Origin of the sequence: uncultured Marivita sp. (assembly GCF_947488135.1) — a bacterium.
Taxonomy (GTDB): Bacteria; Pseudomonadota; Alphaproteobacteria; order Rhodobacterales; family Rhodobacteraceae; genus Marivita.
Map to the genome: position 1 here is coordinate 127,986 of NZ_CANKYW010000001.1, position 12,814 is coordinate 140,799.

10 protein-coding genes are annotated in these 12,814 nt (G+C 62.1%); 8 read left to right on the forward strand and 2 right to left on the reverse strand.

Going from position 1 to position 12,814, the window contains the following annotated elements; translation table 11 throughout:
* Window positions 1-41: 41 nt before the first annotated feature.
* Complete coding sequence (locus Q1B16_RS00660) at window positions 42-1,019, reverse strand: porin (RefSeq protein WP_299783932.1); 978 nt, start codon at window positions 1,017-1,019, stop codon at window positions 42-44.
* A gap of 285 nt (window positions 1,020-1,304) precedes the next feature.
* Here Q1B16_RS00660 and Q1B16_RS00665 point away from each other — a divergent pair, with 285 nt between their 5' ends.
* Window positions 1,305-1,808, forward strand: coding sequence for a DUF3576 domain-containing protein (locus Q1B16_RS00665; RefSeq protein ID WP_299783934.1), 504 nt, complete (start codon window positions 1,305-1,307; stop codon window positions 1,806-1,808).
* A gap of 22 nt (window positions 1,809-1,830) precedes the next feature.
* Here the strand turns inward: Q1B16_RS00665 and Q1B16_RS00670 are convergent, their stop codons facing one another.
* Window positions 1,831-3,093: a glycosyltransferase gene (locus Q1B16_RS00670; RefSeq protein WP_299783936.1), complete on the reverse strand. Its 1,263-nt coding sequence runs from the start codon at window positions 3,091-3,093 to the stop codon at window positions 1,831-1,833.
* Between the two features lie 151 nt (window positions 3,094-3,244).
* Between Q1B16_RS00670 and leuS the strand changes: the two genes are divergently transcribed.
* The 7 genes from leuS (at window position 3,245) to Q1B16_RS00705 (ending at window position 12,782) form a co-directional block, all read left to right on the forward strand.
* Entirely contained in the window at window positions 3,245-5,929 is a 2,685-nt protein-coding gene (gene leuS, locus Q1B16_RS00675; RefSeq protein WP_299783938.1) for a leucine--tRNA ligase, read from the forward strand.
* Window positions 5,916-6,410 (forward strand): LPS assembly lipoprotein LptE, encoded by a 495-nt coding sequence (lptE, locus tag Q1B16_RS00680; RefSeq protein WP_299783940.1) that lies wholly within the window; start codon window positions 5,916-5,918, stop codon window positions 6,408-6,410. The genes leuS and lptE overlap by 14 nt, the downstream gene beginning before the upstream one ends.
* The gene (gene holA / locus Q1B16_RS00685; protein ID WP_299783942.1) at window positions 6,407-7,432 is read left to right on the forward strand and encodes a DNA polymerase III subunit delta; all 1,026 of its coding nucleotides are present in this window, start codon (window positions 6,407-6,409) and stop codon (window positions 7,430-7,432) included. The genes lptE and holA overlap by 4 nt, the downstream gene beginning before the upstream one ends.
* A gap of 43 nt (window positions 7,433-7,475) precedes the next feature.
* Window positions 7,476-8,060, forward strand: coding sequence for a glutathione S-transferase family protein (locus tag Q1B16_RS00690; RefSeq protein ID WP_299783944.1), 585 nt, complete (start codon window positions 7,476-7,478; stop codon window positions 8,058-8,060).
* Window positions 8,061-8,214: 154 nt separating this feature from the next.
* Window positions 8,215-10,983: a formate dehydrogenase subunit alpha gene (gene fdhF, locus Q1B16_RS00695; RefSeq protein ID WP_299783946.1), complete on the forward strand. Its 2,769-nt coding sequence runs from the start codon at window positions 8,215-8,217 to the stop codon at window positions 10,981-10,983.
* Window positions 10,984-11,043: 60 nt separating this feature from the next.
* Window positions 11,044-11,406, forward strand: a complete 363-nt coding sequence (locus Q1B16_RS00700) for a PRC-barrel domain-containing protein (protein WP_299783948.1) — start codon at window positions 11,044-11,046, stop codon at window positions 11,404-11,406.
* A 176-nt stretch (window positions 11,407-11,582) separates the two neighbouring features.
* A complete protein-coding gene (locus Q1B16_RS00705) occupies window positions 11,583-12,782 on the forward strand; it encodes a hydantoinase/carbamoylase family amidase (protein ID WP_299783950.1) in 1,200 nt (399 codons plus the stop codon).
* Window positions 12,783-12,814 lie beyond the last annotated feature (32 nt).

Here is a 12,814-nt window from a genome sequence, read left to right on the forward strand (position 1 = left end):
CAAGGCCCGCTCTTTCCTTAACCAAATCTGGTTATGAGCTATTAGAAGCTCATCGACAGACCGAAGGAGTAGCTGTCTTCGTCGTTGACAGACACGTCGTCGCTGGAACCGTAACCCAGGTGAGCTGCGAGACCGCCGCCCAGGTCGTAGGTTGCTGCGAGACCGAAACCGGACGAGTCGGGGTCGGACTTCGCCGCCCAATCGTCGTACTCACCGTAGTTCACACCGATCGACAGTGCGTTCATGGTGTAGCCAACGCCAACACCGACGAAGGTGCCGTTGTCGTCCTGGCCTTCGATGTCTGCTTCTGCGTAGTTGATCGCAGCGGAGAAACCGTTTGCCAGTTTCGCGTCGAGGCTCAGACCGATCAGTTCGATGTCTGCGTCAACGTCGCGGTCAACAGTCTGGTAGCCGAGGCCGACGCCGATGGCTGCGCCACCGAAGTCTGTCACGTAACGAACGCCGAGGCCCCAAACCGGATCATCTTCGCCGGAATCGTCGATTTCTGCGGACAGTGCTGCCGTGAAGCCTGCTGCGGAGTAGGACACGCGAGCGATCTGACCGTCATAGAGACCGTCGAGGCCGGAGTTGCCGTTGTAGCCCGAGTGCTCGGTTTCGTCGTCGGCGAGGGTTGCGCCGGCAAGAGCGACTTCCTGCAGAACGGCGTCATATGCACCGTCTGTGTCGCCCATGTCGAGGCGCATGCCGCCGTAGGCGAGGAACCATGTCGCACCGTATTGATCGGTCGCATCACCGAAGTTGAATTCGTTGTCTTCAACGGTTTCGTCGAGGTCAACGGATGCACCGAATGCCAGACCGCCGTCGGATTCGCCGGTCATGGAGAATGTGACGTCGATATCAGTGTGGAACTGAGCGCGATCGCCGTCCGGATCAGTTGTCGTTGCATAACGGTCGCCGCCGACAACACCGATTTCGGCGTAACCAGTGATCGACACTTCGGCTGCTGCGATGCCAGCAGTTGCAACCAGCGCGGTGGAAGCAAGAAGAAGAGTTTTCATTTTTTTCCCTCATGTGTTCGTAAGGCACGTACCAAACCGGAAGGTCCGGATTAGCTGGGAACTCTATGCTCTTTGGGGGGGCGTGTTTGCAAGACAAGCCGCAAGTCGCTCGGGAACTTCGCCTTCTGTGATGCTCATTTGCCACAAGCTTGGTGTGCGGCTTTCCCATTGAAAGAACACAGCCTTAACGCCTGCGGACAAGTTCGGCTTGTCGTGATTGGGATGGGCTTGTATGCAAAGCATAACGCAAACACTGAGCTAACAGGCAATCGAGGGCAGTCTCCTATGGACCTTACACGTTTCAGGACAGGATTAGGCGTTGCCCTTGTCGGTGCACTTGTTTCGGGTTGCGGAATGTTCGGCGGCGGAAACAGGGCCCCGGTGGATACGCCACCGGCCTCCGAGATTGCCGACGATATCATCTATCAGGATCGTCAGCGGCCACAGTCGACGTTGTTCGACTTTTTCCGCAACCGCAATGACGCGGGGCAGGTGGGTGCCGTCAACAAGTACATCTGGAATGCCGCGCTCGAGACACTGGATTTCCTGCCGGTGCAGTCGGTCGATCCGTTCACCGGGGTAATTACCACCGGATACGGGACGCCCCCGGGTGGCGGACGGGCCTATCGTGCGACGATTCTCGTGAATGACCCGGCGCTGGATGCGCGATCGTTGAACGTCGCGTTGATGACGCGCTCCGGGCCAGTGGATGCGGCGACGGTGCGCGCGGTCGAGGATGCGATCCTCACGCGGGCGCGCCAGTTGCGACAGCAGGACAGCCGTTTCTGATCGGCTGACCGCATTCCTGCTGTTAATCCTGAGGGTGTCGCGCCATTTCGAGCGTGGCAAGGTCGTCGACCCACTGTAATTGCCGTGGCAGGCAAATCGTTTCCAGATCGTAGGTCTCTTGGGCAAACCGACGGGCGGCCCTGCCCAATGTCGCGCGGCGTTCGGGCGATTCGAGCAGGGCACAGGTTTCATCCACAAGCTTGGCCCGGTCGAAGAAATCCACCAGCAGTCCGGTCTGGCCATCCTTGATCGCTTCGCGCACGGGGGCTGTGTCGGAGGCGACGATGGCGCATTCCGCGCTCATCGCTTCGAGCAAGGACCACGACAGGACGAAGGGATACGTCAGGTAAACATGCACGCGACTGACCTGGATGACCGACAGGAATGTCTCGTAGGGGACCCGGCCCAGAAAGTGCACGCGGGTCCAGTCCGCGTCCGAGATCTGCGGACGCACCTCGTCGATGAAGATCTGTTTCCACGTTTTACCCTGCGGCGGCTTCGCCCCGTAGCTCGTATCCTCGCCCCCGAGCAAGACCACCCGCGCCATCGGCCGACGACGCAGAAGATCGGGCAGGGCGCGCATGAAGATGTGATAGCCGCGATAGGGTTCCAGATTGCGGTTGATGAAGGTCACAACCTCGTCGTCCCGCGACAGTGTATCCCCATTTGGAAGGGCAAGCTGCGCCATTGCATCTGGCGTCACGTGAACGGTATCGACCCCGTCGTGGCAGATCGTGATACGGTCGCGGTGATGCGCGGGATAGGTGTCGGCCTGGAAACGCGTCGGGCTGATCCCGGCGTCCATGACCTCTTCGTGCAGCCGGTTGTTCAGGTTCTTGAGCCGAAGCCGTAGCGCGTTGCGCCCCGGGCTGGGTGTCGGAAACTCGGGATCGAACGCGATCACGTCCGGGTCCGAGCGGTGATAGAGTTCGCAGTAAAGGCCGAGTCGCGCATCCGGCCAGAGATCCTTGAGGAAAAGACTTTCGCCCCAGCCGTGATGGGCGAGGATCACATCCGGCGCGTATCCCTTTTCTTTCAAAACCTGCGCCGCGTCGAAACAGGCCGTGGCGCGCAGGATCTTTGTCTCGAAATCGATCAGCCAGGGATGGATATTCGGGGTGCTGGCCCCCTTGACCTGATAGGGCAGGATCGTGATGCCCTTCCAAGTCGTCGGTTTAGAAACGCGTGGGGTCAGGACAACCACCTGGTCTCCACGTTGGGCGAGCGCCGGTGCGAGATGTTTGAATTGGCCGGGAAAGTTCTGGTGAATCAAAAGGAGTTTCATCTGCCCGAATGTCGTCGCTGCCATCAATACGACGGGTATGACCGTAAAAAACAGGCATCACAATGGCCCGGATGGGGGCGGGACTGGACGATCCTGTGGCATCGGCCTATCACCCTGCGAACAGAAGATGCACACCCGAAGGACACATTCCATGTCGCGTTACGACCCCTCTGTCATCGAACCCAAATGGCAGGCTGTCTGGGAAGAGAGTGAAACCTTCCGCGCCGTGCGGTCGGAGGACAAGCCGAAATATTACGTGCTGGAAATGTTCCCGTACCCGTCGGGCCGCATCCATATCGGCCATGTGCGCAATTATACGATGGGCGACGTGATCGCGCGCTACAAGCTGTCGACGGGGCATAACGTGCTGCATCCGATGGGATTCGACGCTTTCGGGATGCCCGCGGAAAACGCCGCGATGGCGTCGGGGGGGCATCCGAAGGATTGGACCTATTCCAACATCGACACGATGGTTAGCCAGATGAAGCCGTTGGGTTTCGGTCTTGACTGGAGCCGCATGTTCGCGACCTGCGATCCCGAATACTACGGCCAGCAGCAGGCGCTGTTCCTCGATATGCTGGAGGCCGGGTTGGTCTACCGCAAGAACGCGGTGGTGAACTGGGATCCGGTCGACATGACCGTGTTGGCCAACGAACAGGTGATCGACGGCAAGGGCTGGCGGTCTGGCGCCGACGTGGAGCGGCGCGAGCTGACGCAGTGGTTCTTCAAGATCTCCGATATGTCCGAGGAATTGTTGGACGCTTTGGATACGCTGGATGACTGGCCCGCCAAGGTGAAGCTCATGCAGGCCAACTGGATCGGCAAATCGCGCGGTCTGCAATTCGCGTTCTCGACCATTGACGCACCCGAGGGACACGACCGGATCGAGGTTTACACGACGCGGCCCGACACGCTCATGGGGGCCTCGTTCGTGGGTATCTCCCCCGATCATCCGCTCGCCAGGCATCTGGAGAAGGACAATCCGGATCTGGCCGCGTTCAACGCCGAGTGTCGCAAGGGCGGGACGACCGAAGAGGCGCTGGAGAAGGCCGAGAAAAAAGGCTTCGACACCGGACTGCGTGTGCGGCATCCGTTTGATACCGCGTGGGAATTGCCGGTCTACGTCGCCAACTTCATCCTGATGGATTACGGCACCGGTGCGATTTTCGGCTGTCCGGCGCATGACCAGCGCGATCTTGAATTCGCGCGCAAATACGACCTGCCGGTGCTCAGCACCTACGTGCCCGCGATGGGCGAAGATGCGTTCATTTTGCCCGAGGACGGTGGCCCGGCCTATGTGCCGCCCAAGCCCGAAACCGTGCGCTATATCCGCGGATTCGCTGGCGAAGAGGCGCAGACCGGCAGTGACGCCATCGAGGCGGCCATCGCGTTTTGCGAGAAGAACGGCGTCGGCCACGGCGTGACCAAGTTCCGCCTGCGCGATTGGGGTCTCAGCCGCCAGCGCTATTGGGGATGCCCGATTCCGGTGGTGCATTGCGATGCCTGCGGCGTGGTGCCGGAAAAGAAGGAAAACCTGCCCATCGCGCTGCCCTATGACGAAGACGGCACGGCAATTGATTTCTCGGTTCCCGGCAATCCGCTCGACCGTCATCCGTCGTGGCGCAATGTGCCGTGCCCGTCTTGTGGTCAGCCCGCGAAACGGGAGACCGACACGATGGATACGTTTGTCGATTCGTCGTGGTACTTTGCGCGCTTCACGGCACCTCGGGCAGACACGCCGACGGATTTGCCGGACGCGGCCTATTGGATGAACGTGGACCAGTATATCGGTGGCATCGAACACGCGATCCTGCACCTGCTCTATTCGCGCTTCTTTGCGCGCGCGATGCACCTCACCGGGCATCTGCCGGAGAAATGCAAAGAGCCGTTTGACGCCTTGTTTACCCAAGGGATGGTGACGCACGCGATTTACCAGACCAAGGGCAAGGATGGCCGTCCGGTCTATCACTATCCGGAAACCGTTATCGAATTCAGCACTCGCGATGGTCAGAAGGCGGCAGTTCTTCGAAAATATGCAGAAGAGCAAAGAACGGATGTATCTGACCCGCGCGAATTAGAGAAGTTGCGCTTAGGCGTGAAACTGATCGGAGACGTGGAAAATGACGTCGAGATCATCCCCTCGGCCAAGATGTCGAAATCGAAGAACAACGTGGTCGATCCGGTGGCGATCATCCAGCAATACGGCGCCGATACGGCGCGATGGTTCGTGCTGTCAGACTCGCCCCCCGAACGGGACGTGGAGTGGACGGCCTCGGGGGCCGAGGCGGCGTCAAAGCATCTTGCCCGGGTCTACCGGATCGCGGCCGAGGTGGCCGAGGCGAACGATGCGTCGAACGCCGAAGATGACGCCCTGCTGCGCGAGATGCACAAGGCGATCCATGACGTGACTGTGGGTGTCGAAAGCTTTGGCTTCAACGCCGCGATTGCGCGGCTTTACGCCTTCACCAATGCGCTGTCGAAATCCAGGGCAGGATCCGACGCGAAGCGACAGGCGGCCAAGACGCTGGCGCAGCTCATGTCGCCCATGACCCCGCACTTGTCCGAGGAAATCTGGGCCTTGCTGGGTGGCGAAGGCCTTGTCGCCAATGCCGCGTGGCCCAAAGCCGACGAGGCCATGCTGGTCGAGGACAGCGTGACACTGCCCATTCAGGTCAACGGCAAGCGGCGGGACGAAATCACAGTGCCCAAGGATATGGGCAAGGACGAGGTTGAAAAGCTCGCGCTGGCGACCGATGGTGTGAAACGTGCGCTTGATGGCGCGAGCCCCAAGAAAGTGATCGTTGTGCCGGGTCGGATCGTGAATGTGGTTGCATAGACGCCAGACGCTTTTCGCGCTGTCAGCGCTTGCTGCGGGGGCCGCTTGCGGGTTCACGCCCGCCTATGGGCCCGACGGCGGCGCATCGGTCTTGCAGGAAAACCTTCGCGTTACCGCGCCGCAACGCCGGGACGGTTTTCTGATCGCGCAGCGGTTGGAGGATCGGTTCGGGCGAAATGATTCCGGGCGCTACGCGCTCAACGTCACCCCGACGATCCAGCGGGCGGGACTTGCCACCTCGGTCGAGGGGACGACCAACCGGTTTCAGCTGACGGGACGGGCCGATTACGCGCTGCGCGACCTTCAGACCGATACCGTCGTCCGCAATGGGCGTGTGACCGAATTCACCGGGTTTTCCGCCACCGGATCGACGGTTGCGACATTGGCGGCGGAACGCGATGCAACCGCGCGTTTGATGGTGATGCTGGCCGATCAGATCGTCGATCGGCTGATCCTTTCGGCAACCGGCCTTCCCGCATGAAACTGTCCCCGCGCGAGGCGTCGGGCTACTTCGCAAAGCCCGATCCCGGCAAGACCGGTATCCTGATCTATGGCGAAGACGCGATGCGGGTCGCGCTCAAGCGGCAGGAGTTGATCGCGGCGCTGATCGGTCCCGAGGGCGAGAGCGAGATGCGGCTCACGCGGATCGCTGCGTCGGACCTGCGCAAAGAGCCCGCCCTGTTGGGTGACGCGATCAAGGCGGTGGGGTTTTTCCCCGGACCGCGCGTGGCGTTTGTGGAAGAGGCGAACGACACGGTGGCCACACCGATTGCCGCGGCGGTCGAGGATTGGCAACCGGGCGATGCGCAGATCGTCGTGACGGGGGGGCAGTTGCCCGCCAAATCGGCGTTGCGCAAGCTGTTTGAGGGGCATCCGAACGCCTACGCGGCGGCGCTTTATAATGACCCGCCCAGCCGCGCCGAGATCGAGGCGGAGCTCACCCGCGCAGGACTTGCGCGTCCCGATGGGTCGGCGATGGAAATGCTGACCGCCCTGTCGCGCGAGATTGATCCCGGGGATTTTCGACAGACGCTTGAGAAAATCGCGCTCTACAAGCTTGGGGATGACACGGGGCTCACGCCCGACGAGGTGACGCTGTGTGCGCCGGGATCGACCGAGGCCGATCTGGATGATGTGATCCATATCGTGGCCGAGGGGCGGACCGGAGAGATCGGCCCGGTGATGTCGCGGCTCGAGGCGCAGGGCACGGCGGCGGTGACATTGCTCATCATGGCGACGCGGCATTTCCGGGCGCTGCACACGGCGGCCTCGGATCCCGGTGGGGTCGGCCAAGGCATGGGGCGGTTGCGCCCGCCGGTCTTTGGCCCGAGGCGCGACCGGATGGCCCGCCAAGCGTCCGGGTGGGGGATGCACCGGTTGGAGCAAGCGTTGCAGATGTTGCTGGAAACGGACCTGTCGCTGCGATCGGCCGGACAGCACGGGCCTGCCCTTGCCATCGTGGAACGGGCGTTTATCCGGCTGGCGATGCTGGGGCGGCGTTAAAGAAGCGGTGCCGGGTTCAAGCCCGGCCTACGGAGTTGGATTGATGTACAAACTTGTCGGAAATCGTGCCACGCGGGCGTTTCGGCCCTTGTGGATGCTGGAAGAACTCGCTGTTCCCTATGACCACATCCCGGCAGCGCCGCGCTCTGACGAGGTGCGGGCGTTTAGCCCATCGGGCAAGGTGCCTGTGTTGGTTGACGGGTCGGATGTCATTCCCGATTCGACTGCGATCCTGACCTACCTGGCCGACAAACACGGCGCGTTCACCCATCCGGCAGGCTCGGTCAACCGGGCCAAACAGGACGCCTGGACCTTCCGCATCCTGGACGAGGTGGATGCGATCCTTTGGACCGCTGCGCGGCATAGCTTCATCCTGCCCGAGGCCGAACGGGTGCCAGCGGTGAAGGACAGCCTCAAGACCGAATTCTCCCGCAATCTGGACCGGATCGCGGATGAGATGACATCGGATTATCTCGTCGGAGACGACCCGACGGTGCCGGATTTCGTTATGGCGCATTGTCTGGGTTGGGCGCGCAACGCAAAGTTTCCCGACGCGCCCGAAGCGCTGGTGGCCTATCTGCGCCGGCTGCGCGACAGGCCGGCGTTTCAGCGAGCGGCGGCGCTCTGAGGCGACGGATATTCCCTAAGGCTGCGTCCCCCTTCCGCTTCGACCTGTTCGCATCGGAAACGGTGCGGACGCAAATCCGTGCCAAGGTGTCGGGATTGTTGATCCACCGAGCGTCCGAAATCGGGTTAAAGTGGTCCCGACAAGGGAGATCACGATGACTGACACGATCCGCTTCATTCTGGACGGTGCAGAGGTCGAGGCCCGACCGGGCGAGACGATCTGGGAGGTCGCCCACGGGCGCGGTCTGGTGATTCCCCATTTGTGCCACAAGCCTGCACCGGGCTACCGTCCCGATGGCAACTGCCGGGCCTGCATGGTTGAGATTGAGGGCGAGCGCGTGCTGGCCGCGTCCTGCATCCGGGAACCGGCCGAGGGCATGGTCGTGACCACCGACTCGGCGCGCGCCAAATCCGCGCGCAAGATGGTGGTGGAAATGCTGCTCGCCGACCAGCCCGAGCGGGAGGCGGCGCACGACCGGTCCTCGCACCTGTGGGACATGGCCGAAGCCAACGGCGTGACGGAAAGCCGGTTGCCGACGTTGGAGGCGGAGCGGATTCCGCTGCTTGATGACAGTCATGTGGCGATGCGCGTAAACTTGGACGCTTGCATTCAGTGTGGCCTCTGCGTGCGTGCCTGCCGCGAGGTTCAGGTGAATGACGTGATCGGCATGGCGGGGCGTGGGCATGACGCCTATCCTGTGTTCGATTTCGACGACCCGATGGGCGAGAGCACCTGTGTCGCCTGCGGCGAATGTGTGCAGGCCTGTCCGACCGGGGCGCTGATGCCCGCGACTGTTATGGACGACGCGGAAATCGGTGACAGCAAGGACTATGACCGCGAGGTTGAAAGCGTCTGCCCGTTCTGCGGGGTGGGCTGTCAGGTGTCGCTCAAGGTCAAAGACAACCGCGTTGTCTATGTCGAGGGCATCAACGGACCGGCCAACGAGGGCCGCTTGTGCGTCAAGGGCCGGTTCGGGTTTGACTACATCCACCACGATCATCGCCTGACCAAGCCACTGATCCGGCGCGAGGATGCGCGCGCTAAGGGGCTGAACGTCGATCCGAACAAGTGGCACGAGGTGTTCCGCGAGGCATCGTGGGACGAGGCGCTGGGGTTTGCGGCCAAGGGTCTGAAGGGCCGGGGGCGCGAAGTCGCCGGGTTCGGCTCGGCCAAATGCACGAACGAGGAAGCCTACCTGTTCCAGAAATTCATCCGTCAGGGCTTTGGCCACAACAACGTCGATCACTGCACGCGGCTGTGCCATGCATCCTCGGTTGCGGCGCTGCTGGAAAACGTCGGATCGGGCGCGGTCACGGCGACGTTCAACGAGATCGAGAATGCCGATGTGGCCATCGTTATCGGTGCGAACCCGGTCGAAAACCATCCAGTCGCGGCGACATATTTCAAGCAATTCGCCAAGCGCGGCGGGAAGCTCATCGTCATGGACCCGCGCGGTCAGGCGTTGAAACGGCACGCGACGCATATGCTGCAATTCCGCCCTGGCGCGGATGTGTCGATGCTCAATGCGATCATGCATGTGATCGTCGAGGAGGAACTGTACGACCGGCAATATATCGAGGCTTATACCGAGAATTGGGAGGCCGAGAAGGCGCACCTCGCGGATTTCGCGCCCGAGAAGATGGCCGCCATCTGCGGGATCGACGCCGAAACCCTGCGCGCCGTGGCCCGCGATTTCGCCACCGCCAAGGCCGGGATGATCTTCTGGGGGATGGGGGTCAGCCAGCATATCCACGGCACGGACAATTCGCGCTGCCTGATTTCCCTTGCGCTCATGACTGGGCAGGTCGGGCGTCCCGGCGCGGGGCTGCATCCGCTGCGGGGGCAGAACAACGTGCAAGGCGCGTCGGATGCCGGTCTGATCCCGATGTTCCTGCCGGATTACCAGTCGGTGATGGATGACGGCGTGCGCTCGGCCTTTACCGAGGTCTGGGGATCGGAGGACTTCTCGAGCCAGAAGGGCCTGACCGTGACCGAGATCATGGATGCGGTTCATGACGGCCAAATCAAGGCGATGTATATTCTGGGCGAAAACCCTGCCATGTCCGATCCGGATGTGGAGCACGCACGGGACGCCCTCGCCAAGCTTGACCATTTGGTTGTGCAGGACATCTTCCTCACCGAGACGGCGAACTATGCCGACGTGATCCTGCCCGCCAGCGCCTTTGCCGAAAAGTCGGGCACTGTCACCAACACCAACCGCCAGGTGCAGATGGGCCGCCCCGCCGTGACGCCGCCGGGAGAGGCCCGCGAGGATTGGGCGGTCACCACAGAGCTTGCGCGGCGCTGCGGGATGGACTGGAAGTACGACAGCCCGGCGGATGTGTTCGCGGAAATGAAGCTGAACATGCGATCATTGGAGAACATCACGTGGGAGCGGCTAGCGCGTCAGAACGCGGTCACCTACCCGTCGCTGTCGCCGGAAGACCCCGGGCAATCCATTGTCTTCGGCGACGGCTTCCCCCGCCCGCATGGCCGCGCGCGGTTTACCCCAGCCAGCGTGATCGCGCCGGATGATGTGCCGGATGCGGAGTATCCCATGATCCTGACGACCGGTCGGCAGTTGGAGCACTGGCACACCGGGTCGATGACGCGGCGCTCGGCGGTTCTGGATGCGGTGGAACCCGAGGCGAATTGTTCGCTGCATCCGAGTACCCTACGCAAGCTGGGCGTCGAACCGGGAGGCCATGTGCGCCTGACCACCAAGCGCGGATCGGTCGTGGTGATGGCTCGGATGGACCGGGCGGTGGCACCAGACATGGTGTTTCTGCCTTTCGCCTATGTCGAGGCGGCGGCGAACATCCTGACCAATTCGGCTTTGGACCCCTACGGCAAGATCCCCGAGTTCAAATTCTCGGCCGTGCGGGTCGAGAAAGCAGACGCGGACGCGGTCGCCGCGGAATAAAGCGGGGAACCGCAGCGGTACTTGTCTTGTTTTCCCGATGAACCATTCGGGAGACGTGATATGACTTATTTGACGACACGAACCGCAACACTCGCAGCAATGCTCTGTGCGGGCGCGGCCTATGGGCAGGACGCCGAAACCGGCTCTGCCGGCACCGTGGAGACGCGGGACGACACGTATCTGCAATCGGTCGAAGACGTGGATGTCCGCACCGCTGACGGCGAAAAGATCGGCGAGGTCGAGGAGATCCTCATAGATGCCGAGGGCAATCCGGCGGGCTTCCTGCTTGAGATTGGCGGTTTTCTGGATCTTGGCGACTCGGATGTGAGCGTCCCGTTGGAGGCTTTGACTTGGAGCGGCTCGCACTACGTCAGCAAGATGACCGTCGAGCAACTCGAGCGGTTGCAGCCCTTCGACGAGTAGCTTTCGCTTTGGTGAAGGTGATGCGCGCGCCCTGCAAAGGGCGCGCTTTTTTTTTCTCGGCGTCGGGCTTGCGCCCTTTGGCCGACACGCGTTTGGTGCGGTGACGCGCATGAATACCAATCAGCTTGTTGCGATTTCATGCGTACGTAGTTGGAAAAAGAAGAAGGACCCGTGTCATGCTGCCCATTCAACCCGAGCGCTTTCTGGCCGATTTGCACAAGTTGCGGGAATTCGGGGCGGCAGGCGTTGGGAAAGGCGTGGTCCGACCGGCCTATTCCGAAGCCGACATCGCCGCGCGCCGGTGGTTGGCGGGCCGAATGAAGGATACCGGCCTCTCCGTTCATGTCGACCCGGTGGGGTCGGTCTTTGGGCTTGCGGAAGGACGCTCGCTTCTGGTTGGATCACATTCCGACAGCCAACCCGAGGGCGGATGGCTCGATGGGGCGCTTGGGGTCATTGCCGGGCTGGAAGTTGCGCGCGCGTCTGTCGAAGCGGGAGGGCCGGCGGTATCGGTCGTGTCGTTCGAGGACGAGGAAGGCCGGTTCGGCGTGACGACCGGATCGGCGGTGTGGTCGGGCACTCTCGCGTTGGACAAGGCGGATGGATTGACGGACCGTGACGGTGTCACCTTCGGCTCCGCCAGAGGGTTGATGCCGGGTCGCGCGGACAGCTTTGTCGATCCGGCGCGGTTTACGGGATTCCTAGAGATGCATATCGAGCAGGGTCCGGTGCTCGACCGAGAGGGCGAGGCGATCGGTGTGGTCGATGCGATCGTCGGCATCCGGGACATGAAAATCACCTTCACCGGTGAGCAGAACCACGCTGGGACGACGCCGATGCCGGGGCGGCGCGATGCATTTCAGGCCCTGTCGCAGTTCAACACCCTGATTGCGGAGCGCTTCGCCAATGTGGTGACGCCACGAACGGTCTGGACCATCGGGCATGTCACGCTGCACCCGAATGCGTCCTCCATCGTTCCGGGGCGGTTGACGTTTTCGATGCAATGGCGCGATGGGGATGCGGATCGCCTGGGTCGGATGGAGACGATCATCCGGGAGACGGCGGAGGAGGTGGCGAAATCGGGCGGGTTTGGTTTGAACTTCGGACCGATGCTTGGGCTGGAGCCGGTGGACATGGATATGCGCCTGCGCGGGGCTTTGGAGACCGCAGCCGAAACAGAGGTGCCGGGCCGGTGGCGCGCGATGCCGTCGGGCGCGCTGCACGACGCGACCAATGTGTCGAAGCTGATGCCGGTGGCGATGCTTTTCGTGCCGTCGATTGGTGGGATCAGCCATGATTTCGGGGAGGACACGGATGAGGCTGATCTGATCACCGGTCTTCGTGTTCTGGCCCGGGCCGTGCAAGCGCTCGGGTGATGTGATAGCCTCTGACCGATCGACAGGAGAGC